19 protein-coding genes are annotated in these 17,191 nt (G+C 40.4%); 13 read left to right on the top strand and 6 right to left on the bottom strand.

The annotated features are described in order from the left end of the window. Window position 1 precedes the first annotated feature (1 nt). Entirely contained in the window at window positions 2–1,069 is a 1,068-nt protein-coding gene (locus BM015_RS19740; RefSeq protein ID WP_090662811.1) for a beta-ketoacyl synthase chain length factor, read from the top strand. Window positions 1,070–1,073: 4 nt separating this feature from the next. Then, entirely contained in the window at window positions 1,074–1,448 is a 375-nt protein-coding gene (locus tag BM015_RS19735; protein ID WP_090662809.1) for an ApeI family dehydratase, read from the top strand. Between the two features lie 54 nt (window positions 1,449–1,502). On the opposite strand, the gene BM015_RS19730 is transcribed toward BM015_RS19735, so the two are convergent. The 4 genes from BM015_RS19730 to BM015_RS19715 all read right to left on the bottom strand — a co-directional run bounded on the left by BM015_RS19730 (window position 1,503) and on the right by BM015_RS19715 (window position 4,391). Then, entirely contained in the window at window positions 1,503–2,732 is a 1,230-nt protein-coding gene (locus BM015_RS19730; RefSeq protein WP_090662807.1) for an RNA polymerase sigma factor, read from the bottom strand. After that, window positions 2,732–3,079: a YciI family protein gene (locus BM015_RS19725; protein ID WP_090662805.1), complete on the bottom strand. Its 348-nt coding sequence runs from the start codon at window positions 3,077–3,079 to the stop codon at window positions 2,732–2,734. Before BM015_RS19725 ends, BM015_RS19730 begins: the two co-directional genes overlap by 1 nt. Before the next feature lie 192 nt (window positions 3,080–3,271). Then, the gene (locus BM015_RS19720; RefSeq protein WP_143075929.1) at window positions 3,272–3,568 is read right to left on the bottom strand and encodes a hypothetical protein; all 297 of its coding nucleotides are present in this window, start codon (window positions 3,566–3,568) and stop codon (window positions 3,272–3,274) included. Between the two features lies 1 nt (window position 3,569). Further along, a complete protein-coding gene (locus BM015_RS19715; protein WP_218148575.1) occupies window positions 3,570–4,391 on the bottom strand; it encodes a DUF899 domain-containing protein in 822 nt (273 codons plus the stop codon). Window positions 4,392–4,473: 82 nt separating this feature from the next. Between BM015_RS19715 and BM015_RS19710 the strand changes: the two genes are divergently transcribed. Further along, on the top strand, window positions 4,474–5,064 hold the full coding sequence (locus BM015_RS19710; RefSeq protein WP_090662801.1) for a Crp/Fnr family transcriptional regulator: 591 nt from the start codon (window positions 4,474–4,476) through the stop codon (window positions 5,062–5,064). A gap of 78 nt (window positions 5,065–5,142) precedes the next feature. Beyond that, on the top strand, window positions 5,143–5,778 hold the full coding sequence (locus BM015_RS19705; RefSeq protein WP_090662799.1) for a DinB family protein: 636 nt from the start codon (window positions 5,143–5,145) through the stop codon (window positions 5,776–5,778). A gap of 243 nt (window positions 5,779–6,021) precedes the next feature. Here BM015_RS19705 and BM015_RS19700 read toward each other — a convergent pair whose 3' ends face one another. After that, window positions 6,022–6,552 carry a hypothetical protein gene (locus tag BM015_RS19700; RefSeq protein WP_143075928.1) on the bottom strand — a complete coding sequence of 177 codons (531 nt, stop codon included), beginning with the start codon at window positions 6,550–6,552 and terminating at the stop codon, window positions 6,022–6,024. A 252-nt stretch (window positions 6,553–6,804) separates the two neighbouring features. Here BM015_RS19700 and BM015_RS19695 point away from each other — a divergent pair, with 252 nt between their 5' ends. From BM015_RS19695 to BM015_RS19675, 5 genes are all read left to right on the top strand, one after another. Further along, the gene (locus tag BM015_RS19695; RefSeq protein WP_090662795.1) at window positions 6,805–8,379 is read left to right on the top strand and encodes a flexirubin biosynthesis tyrosine ammonia-lyase FlxA; all 1,575 of its coding nucleotides are present in this window, start codon (window positions 6,805–6,807) and stop codon (window positions 8,377–8,379) included. 94 nt (window positions 8,380–8,473) lie between these two features. Further along, window positions 8,474–9,202 (top strand): flexirubin biosynthesis SDR family reductase FlxB, encoded by a 729-nt coding sequence (gene fabG / locus BM015_RS19690; protein WP_090662793.1) that lies wholly within the window; start codon window positions 8,474–8,476, stop codon window positions 9,200–9,202. 198 nt (window positions 9,203–9,400) lie between these two features. After that, a complete protein-coding gene (locus BM015_RS19685; protein ID WP_090662791.1) occupies window positions 9,401–10,618 on the top strand; it encodes a beta-ketoacyl-[acyl-carrier-protein] synthase family protein in 1,218 nt (405 codons plus the stop codon). 19 nt (window positions 10,619–10,637) lie between these two features. Beyond that, complete coding sequence (locus BM015_RS19680) at window positions 10,638–10,892, top strand: phosphopantetheine-binding protein (protein WP_218148574.1); 255 nt, start codon at window positions 10,638–10,640, stop codon at window positions 10,890–10,892. Then, window positions 10,892–11,773, top strand: a complete 882-nt coding sequence (locus BM015_RS19675) for an LpxL/LpxP family acyltransferase (protein ID WP_090662787.1) — start codon at window positions 10,892–10,894, stop codon at window positions 11,771–11,773. Before BM015_RS19680 ends, BM015_RS19675 begins: the two co-directional genes overlap by 1 nt. Before the next feature lie 2 nt (window positions 11,774–11,775). Here the strand turns inward: BM015_RS19675 and BM015_RS19670 are convergent, their stop codons facing one another. Further along, on the bottom strand, window positions 11,776–12,471 hold the full coding sequence (locus BM015_RS19670; protein WP_090662785.1) for an SIR2 family NAD-dependent protein deacylase: 696 nt from the start codon (window positions 12,469–12,471) through the stop codon (window positions 11,776–11,778). Between the two features lie 253 nt (window positions 12,472–12,724). Between BM015_RS19670 and BM015_RS19665 the strand changes: the two genes are divergently transcribed. The 4 genes from BM015_RS19665 (at window position 12,725) to BM015_RS19650 (ending at window position 16,927) form a co-directional block, all read left to right on the top strand. Continuing rightward, window positions 12,725–14,104, top strand: coding sequence for an alpha-L-fucosidase (locus tag BM015_RS19665; protein ID WP_090662783.1), 1,380 nt, complete (start codon window positions 12,725–12,727; stop codon window positions 14,102–14,104). A gap of 29 nt (window positions 14,105–14,133) precedes the next feature. Then, window positions 14,134–14,865, top strand: coding sequence for a bacillithiol biosynthesis deacetylase BshB1 (gene bshB1 / locus BM015_RS19660; protein WP_245751513.1), 732 nt, complete (start codon window positions 14,134–14,136; stop codon window positions 14,863–14,865). A 286-nt stretch (window positions 14,866–15,151) separates the two neighbouring features. Then, entirely contained in the window at window positions 15,152–15,394 is a 243-nt protein-coding gene (locus BM015_RS19655) for a hypothetical protein (protein ID WP_090662779.1), read from the top strand. A gap of 183 nt (window positions 15,395–15,577) precedes the next feature. Then, window positions 15,578–16,927 carry a Gfo/Idh/MocA family protein gene (locus tag BM015_RS19650; RefSeq protein WP_090662777.1) on the top strand — a complete coding sequence of 450 codons (1,350 nt, stop codon included), beginning with the start codon at window positions 15,578–15,580 and terminating at the stop codon, window positions 16,925–16,927. Window positions 16,928–17,191: the final 264 nt, after the last annotated feature.

Genomic DNA, 17,191 nt, shown 5'->3' with positions numbered 1-17,191 from the left:
AATGAAGAAGATATTTATACGTTCCGCTTCATATATAAGTGCACAGGAAACTTTTAATAACGGTTTATTTACAGGTTCCCCAATTGAATACACGGAAACAATATTGCCTTTTGCAGAGCCATCTTATAAAGACTTCATGAACGCAAGGCAATTGCGCCGCATGAGCAAAGTGGTGCGTACCGGTGTTACCACAGCATTACGTTGTTTGAAAGATGCAGGCATTGAAACTGTTGATGCAATTGTTTCAGGCACCTCTTATGGGTGCATGGAAGATTCCGAAGCTTTTTTGAAGAGTATTGTTTTGCAGAATGAGCAGGCGCTTTCACCAACTTCATTTATTCAATCTACACATAATCTTGTAAGCGCACAAATTGCATTAACATTAAAATGCCATAATTATAATACAACGTATGCGCACCGGGGCTTTTCCTTTGAGCACGCATTAACCGATGCTGTGCTGCTGTTGAATGAGCAAAGCGCTGAAAATGCATTAGCCGGCAGTGCAGATGAAATGACAGGTTTTACCTGGAATGTGTTGCGCAGGTTTGGACTGTTTAAACAACAGGCTGTATCAAATCTTTCTTTATTTAATTCCAATACACGCGGAAGCATAGCAGGCCAGGGAAGTGGATTTTTTTTATTATCCGGCAATCATAATGAAAATGATTATGCGCAGATTGACGGCATAGAACTTATTTATAAAGCCGGTGGTGGTGATGTAAAAAATGAAGTTGCAAGGTTTTTATCGGCGCAAAAAATTAATGCTGGCGATATTGATTTAATTATTACAGGCAGGAATGGAGATATGCTGCAGGATAAGATGTTTGATGATATGCATAATACTGTTTTCGCAAATGTAGCTTCCATAAATTATAAGCATTTGTGCGGAGAATATCCAACATCTTCTTCCTTTGCGTTGTGGCTTGCTGCCAATATTATCAAACAAAAACAATTGCCGCCATGTTTTGAAGAAACAGGTATTGATGCTGAAAAGATAAACCGTATCTTAATTTATAATTGTTATCAATACAGGTATCACTCATTTATTTTAATTTCAAAATGTAACTAACCTGATGCTGAAAAATGCTCTTTATATTATCCAACATATCGAACAGGCAACCAATTCAATTACGGCATTGATTGGACTTAACAGCGCTCATGAGATATTCATGGGCCATTTTCCTGTGAGGGCTGTTTTGCCCGGGGCCTGTATGCTCCAAATAATAAAAGAACTTTTAGAAGAAGCGCTTCATTCCAAACTCCGGCTAATTAAGGCAGATGAAATAAAATTCCTGCGTATAATTGAACCGGAAGCAAATACTGTTATCAGTTTTTCCATTGATTTTGAGCAAGTGGAAGAAAGCGTTTTTAATGTGAATGCCAAAATCCTGAAAGCCGGTGAAGTTTGTTATAAAATGAAAGCATCTTATAAGCCCGCCAATATTTAAAAGCTTATACGAATTACGATCAGCCGCTTTTGAAATTTCTTATCATCAAAGCTTTTAGTCTTCATCAATCCTTCTCATTAATCGTTCAATAAAAATTTTCTCTGCCAGCATATTTGTTTGCGTTGCAGCCAATGCCAGGTATTTTTTTGCATTGAGCTTATCACCTTCCAGCAAATACAATTTTCCCAAAGCGGTATTTAATAAATGGTATTGATGCATAAATGCATTTTGTTCCAGCTTTTTTAAAATAGAAAATGCGTCTTCTTTTTTGCCTGCATAATATAAGGCGATGGCGTAATTCAATTCAATAAAAGGGTTTGAATTAAGTTGTAATAATTTTAAATAAAGCCCTTTGATCGTATTCCAGTCTGTAGATTTAAAACCCGCTGCATTGCAATGCAGGTAAGCAATGGAGGCCTCGTAATGATACGGTGATACAACATTATCTTTTGAATCGTGAAGATGTTTCCATCCCAGCATAATCAAATCCTCGTTCCATAAACGGCGGTCCTGCTCCTCCAGGTCGAGCAAAACCCCATCTGCAGAAAACCTCGATTTTAACCTTGCTGCATTAAACAGCATTAAGGCAAATAATGCCTGCGTTTCTTTATTGGCAAAACTGCTTTCCAATAATATTTTAGTCATTATCAACGCATCTTCACAAAGCTCTTCCCGTATTAATTGTTTGCCCCACGATGATTTATAGCCTTCATTAAAAACCAGGTAAAGAATTTTATGGACGATTGGTAAACGTTGTTCTAATGCCTCCGCTGTTAATTCTTTAAACAATATTTTTTCATCTTTTATTTTTTGCCTCGACCGCACAAGCAGCTTATCAATGCCATCAATGCTCATGGCAAGTATTTTGGCAATGGGTTCAACTTTTAAATTGATGACATATTTAAGTGTAATAACCACCTGCGCCTTTGGCGAAAGTTCAGGATGTGCGCATGCAAATAATAATTTCAGCCCCTGGTCTTTTATAAGCGATTCGGGAAATATGGTTTCATGAATGCTTAGGCTATTCATTGCATCTCCCGGCAAATGTTTTTTTTCTTTCAGCTTGTTAATGGCTTTATTCCTGCAAACCTTAAACAACCATCCTTCCATATTTTCCGGCATGTTACCGTGACTCCATGAAGTTAATGCAGATGAAAAAGTATCCTGCACCACATCTTCTGCAGTTTCCATATGCATGTCGCGAAAACAATACAACAGCATGGCAATCATTTTTCCATATTGCTTTTTATATAACTGGTCAACCTGTTGCTGCAAATTGTACATCAGCTCATCATTGTAGCCGTAAGCATCGGCCTTATTTCAAGTGCCATCGATCCATCCAAAACATAAGGGCATGTTTGTGCAATGGCAATGGCCTGTTCCATATTTTCGGCATGCAATAAAATAAAACCACTTATACATTCCTTTGCTTCAATAAAAGGCCCGTCAGAAAGCACATTGTCTTTTGTAATATAACTCCCGTTTGTTTTAAGCGGGTCGCCGCCTTTATAGTTGCCAGATTCCGCCAAACCTTCACACCATTTTGTCATTTCCTGTATGCGTTGCTGTTGCGCCCCGGTTTCCTTTAATCGTTGCAGGTCTTCCCTTACGATGAACAAAAAGTTTTCCATTGAAATATAGTATTGCTTTTTGGTGATGAATTTTTATGTTATCAGCTATCGTATTTCATGGCATCACGGTTGTGTCATCTATCCCGATTTTAATCGTGGACTCCCTTGTACAACAAATTTTCATGGCAGCTATAAATCCCCGGGTTATCTCAGCATTAATTATAACCTTTTCTGCATCGCAATTTACGTTCATCAGTTATGAAATAAATATTTACTCACCTGTTTAAAAACAAAATATACCAACGATGCAACGCATGCTATAATCAAACCAATTCTCATATAGGTGGCGGTGGTTAAAGATATACCGGCGCCAGTGGCCAGTGCAATATAACCGGCAAGGCAAACCGGGCATTTTGGTATAAGCATAAAAACAAATGCAGGCACAGCCATTTCTATAAAAGCTCTTCCGCGCCGGGCTGCCTTCTTTTTGCCTTGCTTGTTTTCGGTAATTTTTAATGGCGTTATATGCTTGTTACAATTGCATTGCATGTCACTTATGTTTATGTTCTTCATTATGGCAGCAACAGCCGTTTTCCTGTTCAGTTATATAACGCCCTTCTTTATTAACGTGCCCGCCGGCATTATACTTATCATGATGCCGAACCCAGCTTGTAAGGTTTTCGCCTTCTCCTTCATTGCGGCCTAACGGCGCCGTGTCAAGTATCATGTAAGTTGATATTTGATTTTCACCGCCACGCGCAAACGATGAATAGGTATGAAATATATTTCCATCTTCATCTTTAAAAAAAGAGCTGTCGCCCGGAGCTTCTTCACCCATATAAGGCTGCATGTCATAATTGTAATACACTTTGCCATCCACAATGTCCTGCGGTTTGAACGATACATGAAAATCGAAATTGAAATCGTTGTTTAATGATGAAACCCATGGAAATGTCCAGCCCATGCGCTTTTTAAATGCTTCAATTTTTTCAACCGGTGCACGGGAAACAGCCACATAACTTACATCATGATTGTTTAAATGTATTAACGCAGCCTGTGCATGATCGGCGCCGAAAGAGCAGCCCACACAACCTTCTTCCCAACCGGGGTCAAACATAAAATGCTGGATAATTAACTGGCTGCAGCCATCAAACAGGTTTGCCAATGATATTTTGCCATCAATGCTGTCGAACACATAATTTTTGGTCAGTTTTGTCCAGGGCAATGCAAGCCGCTCAGCCCTTAATTTATCATAAGCCCTGGTAAACTCTTTTTCTTTCTGTAATAATTCTTTGCGTGCTTTCAGCCATTCTTCAGGCTTTACAATTTGACGTTTGCTTTTTGCAGCAGGCTGCATAGTTTGTGTTTCCATAATTGTTATTGTTTTGGTTAAAGACAAACGGGGTTTTTAAATCCGTACACATCAAAAGGATTTTATTTTTTATTTTACAACAATGGAAACCATGCTGGCCTTGGATCATTTGAAGAAAATAATCTTAGCCATACAACCTTTGCAGGATAATGTTTGGAATGAATTTGCTTCGATATGGAAACCTTATGAAGCCAAACGCAAAACCCTGCTTACAAAAGCCGGTGAAACAGAACGTTATTTATATTTTGTTTTAGATGGCGTGCAGCGTGGTTTTTATGCGCATGATGATGGCCGCGAAGCAACCATTGTATTTACCTATGCCTTTTCCTTTTCAGGCATTGCAGATTCTTTTTTGCTGCAACAACCCTCGCGGTTTTTTCTGGAAACCCTCACGGCAAGCAGTTTTCTGCGAACCGAATACAAACAGGTGAATAATTTATTGCAGCGTTACCCGGATTTCCAGGCATGCATGTTTAAATCTTTGAGCTTTACGTTTGCAGGAGTTTTGGAAAGGCAGATAGAATTGCAATGTTTTTCTGCTGAAGAAAAATTCAGGGCACTTCTAAAACGCAGCCCGCATGTATTAAATCTTATTCCTCATAAATACCTTGCATCTTATCTTGGCATTGACGCCACCAATTTCAGTAAACTGCTCGGCACAGTACGTTTATAGCTGCTGTTTATAAATTCTTGGTTTTTACCAATATTTTACAACAGCGCAAATGCAAGCTTTGCATCATAAACAAAATATATGAAAACACACAATACACAAGAACTGATTGAACTGCTGGAAGAGCAAACTGAAAGTATTTTAAATATCGCTGTGCAGCAATGGCAAATGATGCCTTCGCCTGTTTTTAAACAACAGCCTTCGCAAGGCTCATGGAGCGCTATGCAATGCCTTGGCCATTTGAATGCTTATGGCCGTTATTACCTGCCTGCAATAGAAAGGGCTATTGATATGGCAAGGTTAAAGCATCAGCCGGCTGCTGAAATATTTACACCGGGATGGCTTGGCAATTATTTTACAAAACTTATGCTGCCCGGAGAAAATGGTACTGCTGTAAAAAAGATGAAGGCGCCAAAAGGTTATACCATAACAAATGAAGGTAACAGTGACGAAATAATTGCCACATTTATAAACCAGCAGGAAACATTATTGCTATTGCTTCAGCAGGCCAGGTATGTTAATTTGAATAAAATAAGGATACCTGTTTCTATTGCGAAGTTTATTAAATTAAAACTGGGCGATGTATTTATGTTTTTGATTGCACATAACCTTCGTCATGTAAAGCAGGCCGAAAGGGCTGTCAATACCGCAATGAATATATTAATAAAAAAGGATGAAAGAGATTTAAACCAGGTGCTTGCAAACGTGGGTTTGTAATTCGGACAATATACCTACTTTAATGTGAGTTCTGGATAAACATATGTGAGGCGTTATGCTATGAAATTGAAAATTTGTTACAAATACAGACATCTTCGAACGTCATTTCGACGATAGGATAAATCTCTTAGCTTTCAACCAGTCTGAATTTCAGAAAATGTCTCGTTTCCCCGACATGACGATACAAATCCCTGCTCAATTCGCAAACATCTTCATCATTGAAATGCTTATCCGAGACTCACGTTACTTTACTATTTTAAGGTAAAATTCCCCATCGGTAATATTGTATTTAATCCCCTTATAATCGCTTGTAAGCAGCTTCCCGGAAAAAGTGCCTTTAATATAAGTATCTGTGCGATCGCTGATAGAAACGGTAGTGCTTGCATCAGGATTAAGTATAGTTGAACCGGATGAATAACCGGTTGTGGTTTCATCTGTATAAGCTAATTGTGCCTGGGGCAGGGAAGCTGTTGATAAATAATCCTGCGTATAAGTTTTGCCGGCAGCCACAGGCGATGGATCGTATATTATCAATATCATGGTTGTTTTTCCATCGCTTGTAAAAGCTTCAAATGTGCCGTTGTATAACCCTATGGAAGAAACATCAGCAAAAAGAGCTTGCGGGGTGTATGTCATTTTAATTTCTTTCCCATCGCGCTTAAATTTCATGTAATAGTCGCCACCGCCGCTAATGCTGCCACTATCTTTCTTACATGCGGAAAAAGAAATAAGCGCAAATGCAAAAAATACAAAGTATGCAAATGTTCTTTTCATCAATAATGCTTTTGATTTCATACAATGCTGCAAATTGCTGCTGATGTTAATAAACCGGAATCAATACTTATTTTTTGCGGCAGTCCATTTATTATCTGCCTTGCTTTCTTTATTATGCGGATTAGCGTTTCATCTTTCGTCATAAAGCATTATTGCCCTGTAGCAGTTGCGCTGCCGTTTAAAAAAATTTGCTATTTGCTTATATTTTATTTGCTTTGTCACAATACATTGTAGCCCAAACTATTTACTGATATGACAGAAGTTGGCGGACGGATTCTTTCTTTAAAAGATTTTTTACAAATTCTTTTTGAAGAAAGTGAAATAGAGTTAAATAAAGAAGCGCTTGAAAAAATTGATAAGAATTTCGAATTTCTAAAGCAATTTTCAACCGAGAAAGTTATTTACGGAATTAACACCGGTTTTGGCCCAATGGCCCAATACAGGATTAGTGACGACAGAACGCTTCAGTTACAGTATAATTTAATAAGAAGCCATAGTTCCGGCAGCGGCAAACCCTTGCCCCCATTGCTTTGCAAGGCAGTAACCATTGCCCGTTTAAATAGTTTAATGCAGGGCTATTCGGGCATACATACAGAAACGGTTGAATTGCTGGCAACGCTTATCAATAAAAATATTGTTCCCTGCATTTACGAACACGGTGGTGTGGGCGCCAGTGGCGACCTGGTGCAGCTTGCCCATCTTGCACTTACTTTAATTGGTGAAGGCGAAGTGTATTTTGAAGATGAAATTCAGCCAACTGCTGAAGTGTTTAACCGCTTCAATATTCAACCACTTAACATTCATATACGCGAAGGGCTTGCTGTGCTAAACGGCACTTCTGCCATGACGGGCATCGGTATGATAAATATTCTCCAGGCCAATAAATTATTGCATTGGATAATTATTTTATCTGCAATAACCAATGAAGTAGTGGGTGCTTATTCCGATCATTTTTCTTATGAACTGAATATTGTAAAGCCGCATAAAGGACAAAACTGGGTAGCGGCTGCAATGCGGGATATTCTCAGCGACAGTAAACTTATCCGCAGCCGCAAAGAGCATTTATATGAATCTGATGCCATAAGACAAAAAGAAATTTTTGAAGATAAAGTGCAGGAATATTATTCACTGCGCTGCGTTACACAAATATTAGGGCCCATCTTCGATACCATTCAGCATGCAGAAAAAATTGTTACGGATGAATTGAATTCCGTGAACGATAACCCTGTTGTTGATCATGAAAACCATAATATTTTTCATGGCGGTAATTTTCATGGCGATTATGTTTCACTTGAAATGGATAAGCTGAAAATAGCGATAACAAAGCTTTCCATGCTTAGCGAACGCCAGTTGAATTATTTACTAAATGATAAACTTAACCAGAAGTTTCCGCCGTTTGTAAACCTTGGTGTGCTTGGTTATAATTTTGGTATGCAGGGCGTGCAGTTTACGGCTGTTTCTACTGTTGCGGAGAACCAAACCCTGTCTTTTCCCATGTATGTGCATAGCATACCTAACAATAATGATAACCAGGATATGGTAAGCATGGGCACAAACGCGGCCTTAATAACCAAAAAAGTAATCGATAATTCTTTCGAGGTTTTAGCTATCCAAATGATGACTGTACTGCAGGCTGTGGATTATCTTGATTGTTCTGCACAGCTCTCTTCAAAAACCAATGCTGTTTATACAGCAATAAGGAAAATATTTCCTAAGTTTATTAACGATATGCCGAGGTATAAAGAGCTTGCAAAAGTTAAGGATTACTTTGAAACATCGGATCCTTTGGCGTTAATAAACGCAGAATTACCGGTGGCCAATAATTAAAATATCTTTGCACGAAATACAGTATTGATGAAACGCCTGTGTAAAATATTTTTCACACAGGCGTTACATCTGACCAGATAAAAACAAAAAACAGATGAAATCTGCATTGGTTACAGGCGGTTCAAGAGGTATTGGAAAAGCTGTTTGCATTAAGCTCGCAGAAATGGGTTATCATGTTATTATTAATTACAGGAGTAATGAGGACGAAGCCCGTAAAACCTTGCAGGCTGTGGAAGAAAAAAATGCAACCGGCGAATTATTGCAATTTGATGTGGCAGACAAGGAAGCTATAAAAAATATATTGGGCGAATGGATTGAAAAGAACACGGATAAATCAATAGAAGTATTGGTAAACAATGCCGGCATAAGGGATGATGCTTTAATGTTCTGGATGAATGATGCTCAGTGGGACAATGTAGTAAATACAAGCCTCGGTGGCTTTTTTTATGTAACGCGTATTGTATTGAACAGCATGCTGCAAAAACGTTATGGGCGCATCATCAATATCGTTTCACTTTCAGGTATAAAAGGCATGCCGGGCCAGGTAAATTATTCTGCTGCTAAAGCAGGTATCATCGGCGCCACAAAAGCCCTGGCGCAGGAAGTTGGCAAAAGAAATATAACCGTTAATGCCATTGCCCCGGGTTTTATTAAAACAGATATGACACAGGATCTCGATGAAAGCCAGCTAAAATCATTAATCCCGGTTAACCGTTTTGGAACACCTGAAGAAGTAGCCTATACAGTTGGTTTCCTGGCTGCGCCCCAGGCCGCTTATATTACGGGCGAAGTAATTTCTGTAAACGGCGGTTTGCACACATAATTTATATTGCAGCCTGAAGGCTGTTTTATTTTTTTATGTGACCGGCAGCAGTATTTCAATTAAACATTTGTTGTGTCACTCCCTTGTACTAAAGTTTTTCATGGCAGCCAAAAAACTTTTACCATAAAGTGCAGCAAATAATTAAATTATATAGAATTATAAACGCACATTAAAACTCCCTTTTAGGGGTTGGGGCTTATGAACAGAGTTGTAATAACAGGTTTGGGTATTTATTCATGTATCGGTAAAAACCTTGATGAAGTAAAAGATTCTTTATTTAAAGGCAGGTCGGGTATTGTGCTCGATCCTGTGCGTAAAGAATTTGGTTACCGTTCCGGCCTCACCGGCTGGGTTGACAAACCAAACCTGAAAGAGTTGCTCGACAGGCGTTCAAGAATAATGTTGCCTGAACAAGGTGAATATGCTTATGTGTCCACGCTCGAAGCTTTAAAAAATGCAAGGCTTGATGAAGATTATATGCATGAACATGAAGTGGGTATTCTGTTTGGCAACGATAGTTCTGCACAGCCTGTTATAGAAGGTGTTGACATTATGCGGCAGAAAAAAGATACCATGATGGTGGGTTCGGCTTCGGTGTTCAAAACCATGAATTCTACCGTTACCATGAACCTCTCAACCATCTTTAAATTGAAGGGTATCAATTTTACGGTAAGTGCCGCCTGCGCCAGCGGATCGCATGCTATCGGCCTTGCTTATCTTTTTATAAAAACAGGTTTGCAGGATTGTGTTATTGCCGGCGGTGCACAGGAGATCAACCATCTTTCCATGGGTAATTTTGATGCACTGGGCGCATTCTCCACGCATGAATCCGAACCCATAAAAGCTTCCCGCCCTTTTGACCGCACCCGCGATGGCCTTGTGCCAAGCGGTGGCGCTGCAACCGTTATTTTAGAAAGCCTTGAATCGGCTCAAAAACGCGGCGCACCTATTTTGGGCGAAGTAATAGGGTATGGGTTTTCATCCAACGGGGAACATATTTCTAACCCAACCGTAAGCGGACCTGTCCGTTCTCTGCAAATGGCCCTGAAAGATGCCGGTTTGCTGGCTGCGGAAATTGATTATATCAATGCGCATGCAACTTCTACACAGGCTGGTGATGCGAGTGAAGCCAGGGCTATTAACGAGGTATTTGGCGATAGCAAACCTTTTGTAAGTTCTACCAAATCCATGACAGGGCATGAGTGCTGGATGGCCGGCGCCAGCGAGATAGTTTATTCAATGCTTATGATGCAAAATAATTTTATTGCACCCAATATTAATTTTGAAAACCCTGATGAAGATTCGGTTAAACTGAATCTTGTAAAAAATACGCTGGAAAAAAATATAAATGTATTTTTGAGCAATTCCTTTGGGTTTGGAGGAACGAATTCATCAATTATTGTAATAAAACACTGAACCTAAGACTGCCATGAACATGAATGGAGAAATAGTAGCGAAGATTAACAGTTTTCTTGCTGAAGAGTTTGAAGTGGAACCGGAGAAAATTGTTGCTGAGGGCAATTTAAAAGAAACACTCGATTTAGATAGCCTCGATTATATAGACCTTGTTGTTGTAATTGAAAACAACTTTCACTTTAAGGTAAAGCCGGGCGATTTCCTGCACATTCATACCTTCAGCGATTTTTATGATTATATAATTTCGCGGGTAAATTCAAAACAGCTTGTATAATGCCATCATGGCAAGGCAGTAGCAAGGGCACCACTTTAGGATACAGCATTTTTGTAACGGTCATTAAAAAATTTGGCGTAAGGCCTGCTTATGCATTGCTTGCAATTGTTGCATTTTATTATTTTCTCTTCTCATTTAAAACATCCAAAATTATTTACGGCTTTTACCGGGAGCGGCTGCATTGCGGGCGCTTAACCTCCCTGCTTAAACTATACAAAAACTATTACCGGCTTGGCCAAACGCTGATTGATAAAATCGCCATCATGTCGGGCGCAGCCGTAAATTTTACTTTTAATTTTGATGGGGAAGAAAACCTGCGCAGCATTACAGCTTTGCAAAAAGGCGGGCTGCTGTTAAGCGCTCATATTGGCAACTGGGAAATTGCCGGTTATTTATTAAAGCGCCTGAATACCCGCATTAATATTGTAATGTTTGATGGCGAACATCAGAAAATAAAAGAATACCTCAAAAGCGTTACCGGCGAAACAACGGCTAAGATCATCGTTATAAAAAATGACCTCTCCCACATTTTCGAAATAAATGAAGCGCTGAAAAACAATGAGCTGGTGTGCATGCATGCCGACCGTTTTGTGGAAGGTAACAAAACCGTTGAAACCGGTTTTTTGGGCAGCCCTGCAAAATTTCCGTTTGGCCCTTTTTTATTGGCGGCAAAATTTAAAGTACCGGTTGCCTTTGTATTTGCATTGAAGGAAACCACGTTTCATTATCATTTTTTCTCCACCGGAGCCAAAGATTATTCAATATATGAGAAGGATGAATCTATTGCCCGCATGTTGAAAGATTTTGCTGAAGCAATGGAAGAAAAAGTGAAGGCTTACCCGGAACAATGGTTTAATTATTATGATTTCTGGAAAGAATAATATTATAGCTGGGCCTTGCTTGCATTCAACAATCGCGTTAATTCAATAACTCCTTCAGTTGCCGGTTTTTCAATAGCTGTAAGATTATACAAGGAAGCATACGGAACATGCTTGTCAACAATAAATTTTGGTATGGCGCGGGGCGCATAATTAATTAAACCGGCGGCGGGATAAACAGCCAGCGATGTGCCTATCACTACAAAAATATCTGCTATGGCAGCAACTTCTGCAGCGCGTTCAATCATGGGCACCGGCTCTTCAAACCAAACAATATGCGGGCGTAATTGTGCGCCGTCTTCAGCCACATCGCCCGGTAAAATATCATTTCTTATTTCATAAATCAATGCTTCATTACGTTCGCTGCGCATCTTAAAAATTTCGCCGTGCAAATGCAAAACATTGGTGCTGCCGGCGCGTTCATGCAAATCATCAATATTCTGTGTGATGATATGCACGTTAAAATCTTTCTCTAATTCCGCAAGGCCTATATGCGCCGCATTCGGCTGTGCATTGGCAACATCGCGGCGGCGCAGGTTATAAAAGTCAAGCACCAGTTGCTGGTTCTTTTTCCAGGCACGCGGCGTGGCCACATCTTCTACGTTATAACCATTCCATAAACCATCGCTGTCGCGGAATGTTTTTAAGCCACTTTCAGCGCTTATGCCGGCGCCTGTAAGCACTACTAAATTCTTCTTCATGTTTATTAATAAATTAATACCGCTTATTAAAATTTAAACACTCAATATTCAATATGCAATACGCAATGTTCAATTGTAATAACGGCAAAAATGAGTATTGAATATTGAGCATTGATTATTTTTTTACTGAACGACATTGAACGAAAGTAAACAACCGGTACGCTTAAATATTTCAAAGTGCGGTTACCAAATTGATAGAGAATAGTTGGTTAATCAATCGTTTTATTATTTTTAGTGCAATTATTTATAACGAATGAAAAAATATTTATTGCTGCTATTACTGGCTTGCCTTGCAACGCAATTCGCTTTTTCACAGGATAAAAAAATTTTCAACGAAACACCGGCACAAAAAGCCGAGCGCCTGAAATGGTGGACAGATGCACGTTTCGGCATGTTTATACACTGGGGCTTATATTCTTTGCCCGCCCGCCACGAATGGGTGAAAAGCCATGAAAGGATTACTGATGCTGCTTATCAGAAATATTTTGACAATTTTAATCCCGATGAATTTGACCCCGTAAAATGGGCAAAGGAAGCAAAAGCCGCAGGCATGAAATATGCCGTGCTCACCACAAAACATCATGAAGGTTTTTGCCTCTTCGATTCAAAATACACGGATTATAAAGCAACCAACACTCCGGCGCACCGCGACCTTGTAAAAGAATTTGTGGATGCTTTTCGTGCGGAAGGAATTAAAATAGGTTTTTATTATTCTTTGCTGGATTGGCATTTTCCCGATTATACAGTAGATGATGTGCACCCGCAACGCCCGCCGGATAGTTTAAAGGGCCAGCAAAAAGATGATGCCTATGCTAAATTGAATAAGGGCCGGGACATGAATAAATACAGGCAATACCTGAAAGACCAGGTAACAGAACTGCTGACTAATTATGGCAAAATAGATATTCTCTGGCTTGACTGGACATGGGGCAAGGATGATAAATATGGTAAACATTCAGATGATTGGGATGCCATAAATTTAATAAAACTGGTACGGAAATTACAGCCCGGTATTATTGTAAATAACCGCCTGGGGCTTGAGAATGAAGGCTATGCCGATGGCGGCGATTTTGTAACGCCCGAACAGGTAAAGCCAAAAGAACTGCTGGCGTATAAAGGAAAATATTGGGAAACCTGCCAGACATTCTCCGGCTCGTGGGGATATTACCGCGACGAAAATACCTGGAAAGACCAGAAACAATTGCTTGACCTGTTAGTAACATCCACAGCCAATGGCGGCAACCTTATTTTAAATGTAGGCCCAACGGCAAGAGGGGAATTTGATTACCGCGCCACAAGGGCGCTGGATAGTTTGGCTTATTGGATGCATGAAAATAATGAGGCCATTCACAACTGCACCTATCCGCCGGATGAATACAATATCCCCGATTCTGCACAGCGGCTTACTTACAATCCTTCAACAAAAAAATTATACCTGCACTTTTTTAATTACCCGGCAAACGGAAAATATGTGCTGCCAAATTATAAAGGCAAAATAACGTATGCGCAATTTTTGAACGATGATTCTGAAGTGCCGTTTACGGTATCGGATAATGGTACAGATTTAATATTAAAGCTTCCTGAAACAAAACCACCTTATGAAGTGCCTGTTGTGGAATTGATATTAAAATAAGCTTTGCTTTTTCTCAATTATTTTTGGCCATGATGAAAACAGATATACTCGCCTTTGGCGTACACCCCGATGATGTGGAACTTGGTTGCTCAGGCACCTTAATTGCTGCCGTGGCGCAAGGAAAGAAAGTAGCGGTTGTTGACCTTACCCGCGGTGAATTAGGCACCCGCGGCACTGCCGAAACCCGGGACATTGAAGCCGCCAATGCTGCCAAAGCCATGGGCATTCATGCAAGGGAAAACCTGGCGATGCCCGATGGGTTTTTTCAGAAAGATGAAGCCAATACCAGGAAGGTAATTGCAGCTATAAGAAAATATAAACCTGAAATTGTTTTATGCAATGCACCTGAAGACAGGCACCCGGATCACGGCAGAAGTTCGGAACTTGTGGCCGATGCTGCTTTTCTCTCCGGCCTGCGGAAAATTAAAACAGAGTATGAAGGCAAAGAACAGGAGCACTGGCGGCCATCATACGTTTTTCACTACATACAGGACCGTTATTTAAAACCTGATTTTTTGTTTGATATTTCTGATACATACGAGCAAAAAATAAAAGCCGTGTTGTGTTATACCACGCAGTTTAATACAACAGATGCCAGTGAGCCTGCAACTTATATTTCCAACCCTGATTTTTTAGACGTTATAAAAGCAAGGGCGCTGATGTTTGGCAAACGCATAGGCGTAAAATATGCGGAAGGATATTTAACCACAAAAATGATAGGCGTAAAAAGTTTTGATGCATTTATACAGCAGGTAACGTAAGAAGTTTGAAAATCTCCGGGGGTTTAAAACATAAGAGGCCGTTGTACAGAAACTATCGCCCCTGCGGGGCTTTTTTGAAAATTGAATTCCTGGTTTTCTGCCAAAGTTTCGCCTCTAACGAGGCTTAAGAGTGCCAGGAGGCATGCAAGTAGTATTTCTATAGAATACGCAAACCCAATTTGCGCAAACGTTTGAAATGCATATCTACATCATTGTGTATTAAATTTGGTAATTCTCAACGATGCCTGCAAAGCTTGATTGATACATTCTCATTTTTCAAAACCAAATGCAGAAGAAAAATTTGTTCAAAGCCGTCTATCTGATTATTGCTATTCTTATTTCGGTTTCCGCACAGGCGCAGCCAAAGCATGTGTTCAGTCATAACCTGGGAAGATATTGGAATGTGGGCCCGCAGCATAGTTTGTACTGCCCGGCATCGTGGCTGAAGAAAGGAGAGAATGAAATGGTGGTGTTTGATTTATTACAGGACGCTTCACCGGATGTGAGCGGGGGCAGGGAGCTGAATTAGTTTATTCGTCAAACGTCAGTCGTGAAACGTGAATGCAGCAGCGTGCGGGGTTTCAGTATAAAACTGGTTCAGCGAAATAAAAAGTATTAAGCATATTACAATCAATAATCAAACTTAAAAGATTTCACGTTTTACTATTCACCATTCATGTAAACAATCATTTCATGCTATAAAACCTTACAAATGGAAAGAAGAAAATTTATTCAAAACACGGCAATGTCCACGGCGGCTTTTGCAATGGCTTCTAAAACTGCATTTGCCGCACCGGCAGACGGTAACGTAAAAATCGGGCTGATAGGCACCGGCCTGCGCGGGGAAAGCCATTTATCGCTGCTGCTGCGCAGGAACGATGTGGATGTGGTGGCCATGTGCGATATAGATGCCAAAATGCTGGACCGGGCAAAAGCCATCGTAAATAAAAGCAACAAGAAAATGCCGGAAATATTTACCGGCAATGTATATGCCTGGAAAGATATGCTCGCCAAAACACAGCTTGACGGTGTGGTAATTGCTACGCCCTGGGAATGGCATAACCCCATGATGCTTGGCGCTATGGATGCCGGCATAAAATATATAGGCTGCGAAGTGGTTATGGGCATTACGCTGGAAGACCACTGGAACCTGGTGCGGGCCGCTGAAAAGCATAATGCGCATGTAATGATGCTGGAAAATGTTTGTTATCGCCGCGATGTAATGGCCGTGCTGAACATGGTGCGCCAGAATATGTTTGGCGAGCTTATTCATTTGCAGGGCGGTTACCAGCACGACCTGCGCGGGATAAAATTAAACGACGGCAAAAACGGCGGTGTGGGCGCTGAATTTGGCGAAAAGGGTTTCAGCGAGGCTAAATGGAGAACAAACCATTCTGTTTTTCGCAACGGCGACATGTATCCCACGCATGGCATCGGCCCCATTGCCAATTATATCAATATTAATCATGGCAACCGCTTTCTTTCTCTATGTTCTTACGCCACTAAAACAAGGGGGCTGCATAATTACATTGTAAAAGTGTGCGGCGAAAACCATCCCAACGCTAAAGTGCGTTTTAAACTGGGCGATATTGTTACCACCATGATCCATTGCAACAATGGTGAAACCATTTTATTGCAGCACGATACCAATTTGCCCCGTCCTTACTCGCTCGGTTTCCGGGTGCAGGGCACAGAAGGTTTATGGATGGATGTAAACCACAGCATTTACATACAAGGCAAGTCGAAAGAAGAAGATGTGTGGGACGATGCAAAAGAATGGCTGGATAAATACGATCATCCGTTGTGGGTTAAGTATAGTAACGATGCGCAAGGCGCCGGTCATGGCGGTATGGACTTTTTTGTGGTGAATGCGTTTATTGAAAGCATTAAACGCAAGAAGCCAACGCCCATTGATGTGTACGATTCGGCCGCATGGAGCGCCATTACGCCCTTAAGTGAACAATCTATTGAGCTGGGCCAGCAAACAGTGGAGTTTCCTGACTTTACCGGCGGCCAATGGATGTATCGCCAGCCGGTTTTTGCTTTGAATGATGTTTATTAATACTCAACTATAGTATAAAGGCTTTTGTTCGGACTTTTTATTGTTAGCAAAGGCAGCTGTCCCGGGTTTGCGGGGCAGCTTTTTTATTTAATAACGGGTGTTTATACCTGATAAATGAATGAAATGGCCGGAAAAAAGAGTAAAATATTAAAGTAAAAGAGGGAAACAATCAGAAAAAAGAGTAGAACAGTGAATAAAGCGAGTAGAATAATCAGAAAAAAGAGTAAAGCATTCAGAATAAAGCATAAATAAGCCGGTTAAAAG

This window comes from Parafilimonas terrae (genome assembly GCF_900115755.1).
GTDB classification, from domain to species: domain Bacteria; phylum Bacteroidota; class Bacteroidia; order Chitinophagales; family Chitinophagaceae; genus Parafilimonas; species Parafilimonas terrae.
This window is presented reverse-complemented; position numbering and strand designations above follow the sequence as displayed.

What these genes read in the sequence shown, in the direction of transcription:
- BM015_RS19740 (WP_090662811.1), top strand. Translation starts at nt 2, where the DNA reads ATGAAGAAGATATTTATACGTTCCGCTTCATATATAAGTGCACAGGAA.
- BM015_RS19735 (WP_090662809.1), top strand. Translation starts at nt 1,074, where the DNA reads ATGCTGAAAAATGCTCTTTATATTATCCAACATATCGAACAGGCAACC.
- BM015_RS19730 (WP_090662807.1), bottom strand. Translation starts at nt 2,732, where the DNA reads ATGTACAATTTGCAGCAACAGGTTGACCAGTTATATAAAAAGCAATAT.
- BM015_RS19725 (WP_090662805.1), bottom strand. Translation starts at nt 3,079, where the DNA reads ATGGAAAACTTTTTGTTCATCGTAAGGGAAGACCTGCAACGATTAAAG.
- BM015_RS19720 (WP_143075929.1), bottom strand. Translation starts at nt 3,568, where the DNA reads ATGCAATGCAATTGTAACAAGCATATAACGCCATTAAAAATTACCGAA.
- BM015_RS19715 (WP_218148575.1), bottom strand. Translation starts at nt 4,391, where the DNA reads ATGGAAACACAAACTATGCAGCCTGCTGCAAAAAGCAAACGTCAAATT.
- BM015_RS19710 (WP_090662801.1), top strand. Translation starts at nt 4,474, where the DNA reads ATGGAAACCATGCTGGCCTTGGATCATTTGAAGAAAATAATCTTAGCC.
- BM015_RS19705 (WP_090662799.1), top strand. Translation starts at nt 5,143, where the DNA reads ATGAAAACACACAATACACAAGAACTGATTGAACTGCTGGAAGAGCAA.
- BM015_RS19700 (WP_143075928.1), bottom strand. Translation starts at nt 6,552, where the DNA reads ATGAAAAGAACATTTGCATACTTTGTATTTTTTGCATTTGCGCTTATT.
- BM015_RS19695 (WP_090662795.1), top strand. Translation starts at nt 6,805, where the DNA reads ATGACAGAAGTTGGCGGACGGATTCTTTCTTTAAAAGATTTTTTACAA.
- fabG (WP_090662793.1), top strand. Translation starts at nt 8,474, where the DNA reads ATGAAATCTGCATTGGTTACAGGCGGTTCAAGAGGTATTGGAAAAGCT.
- BM015_RS19685 (WP_090662791.1), top strand. Translation starts at nt 9,401, where the DNA reads ATGAACAGAGTTGTAATAACAGGTTTGGGTATTTATTCATGTATCGGT.
- BM015_RS19680 (WP_218148574.1), top strand. Translation starts at nt 10,638, where the DNA reads ATGAATGGAGAAATAGTAGCGAAGATTAACAGTTTTCTTGCTGAAGAG.
- BM015_RS19675 (WP_090662787.1), top strand. Translation starts at nt 10,892, where the DNA reads ATGCCATCATGGCAAGGCAGTAGCAAGGGCACCACTTTAGGATACAGC.
- BM015_RS19670 (WP_090662785.1), bottom strand. Translation starts at nt 12,471, where the DNA reads ATGAAGAAGAATTTAGTAGTGCTTACAGGCGCCGGCATAAGCGCTGAA.
- BM015_RS19665 (WP_090662783.1), top strand. Translation starts at nt 12,725, where the DNA reads ATGAAAAAATATTTATTGCTGCTATTACTGGCTTGCCTTGCAACGCAA.
- bshB1 (WP_245751513.1), top strand. Translation starts at nt 14,134, where the DNA reads ATGATGAAAACAGATATACTCGCCTTTGGCGTACACCCCGATGATGTG.
- BM015_RS19655 (WP_090662779.1), top strand. Translation starts at nt 15,152, where the DNA reads ATGCAGAAGAAAAATTTGTTCAAAGCCGTCTATCTGATTATTGCTATT.
- BM015_RS19650 (WP_090662777.1), top strand. Translation starts at nt 15,578, where the DNA reads ATGGAAAGAAGAAAATTTATTCAAAACACGGCAATGTCCACGGCGGCT.